The sequence below is a fragment of the Vallitalea maricola genome, from assembly GCF_036985595.1.
GTDB lineage: Bacteria > Bacillota > Clostridia > Lachnospirales > Vallitaleaceae > Vallitalea > Vallitalea maricola.
The window spans coordinates 1-928 of the sequence record NZ_BTPU01000106.1; the positions used below are offsets into that span (position 1 = coordinate 1).

The window sequence follows — 928 nt, forward strand, 5'->3', positions numbered from 1 at the left end:
AGTAAAAGACGATGAAGAAGCCCCAGTGATAACTTTAGTAGGAAATGATAGAGAAGAGGTAACCTACGGAGGAGAATACAACGATGCAGGAGCAACAGCTTATGACAATAGGGATGGATATATAACAGAGGATATAGTGGTAACTATAACTAAAGACGGTAGTCTTGTAGATGAAATATCTACAGTTATGCCAGGAACATATATCTATCACTACAATGTATCCGATGAAAAAGGCAACGAGGCTGATGAAGTAACAAGAACAGTAGTAGTAAAAGAAGACGAAGAAGCTCCAGTAATAACCCTAGTAGGAAATGATAATGAAGAAGTAACCTATGGAGGAACGTATACAGATGCAGGAGCCACAGCCTTAGATAATAGAGATGGAGATATAACAGAAAAAATATTAGTAACTATAACTAAAGATGGTAGCCTTGTAGATGCAATATCTACAAATGAGCCAGGAACATATATCTATCACTACAATGTATCCGATGAAAAAGGCAATCAAGCAGAAGAAGTAACGAGAACAGTAGTAGTAAAAGAAGATGAAGAAGCTCCAGTAATAACTCTAGTAGGAAATGCATCAGAAGAAATAACATATGGTGGAACGTATGTAGATGAAGGAGCCACAGCCTACGATAATAGAGACGGAGATATAATAGAAAAAATACTAGTAACTATAACTAAAGACGGTAGTCTTGTAGATGAAATATCTACAGTCATGCCAGGAACATATATCTACCACTACAATGTATCCGATGAAAAAGGCAATCAAGCCCAAGAAGTAATAAGAACAGTAGTAGTGAAGGAAGATGAAGAAGCTCCAGTAATAACTCTAGTAGGAAATGTTTCGGAAGAAGTAACCTACGGAGGAACGTATACAGATGCAGGAGCCACAGCTTATGACAATAGAGATGGAGATATAACA

At 37.2% G+C, this 928-nt stretch carries 1 protein-coding gene; it reads left to right on the forward strand.

Annotated elements, in window-relative coordinates; all coding sequences use genetic code 11:
* A partial coding sequence (locus AACQ14_RS22975) for an immunoglobulin-like domain-containing protein (RefSeq protein WP_339365887.1) occupies positions 1-928 on the forward strand: 928 nt, incomplete at both ends.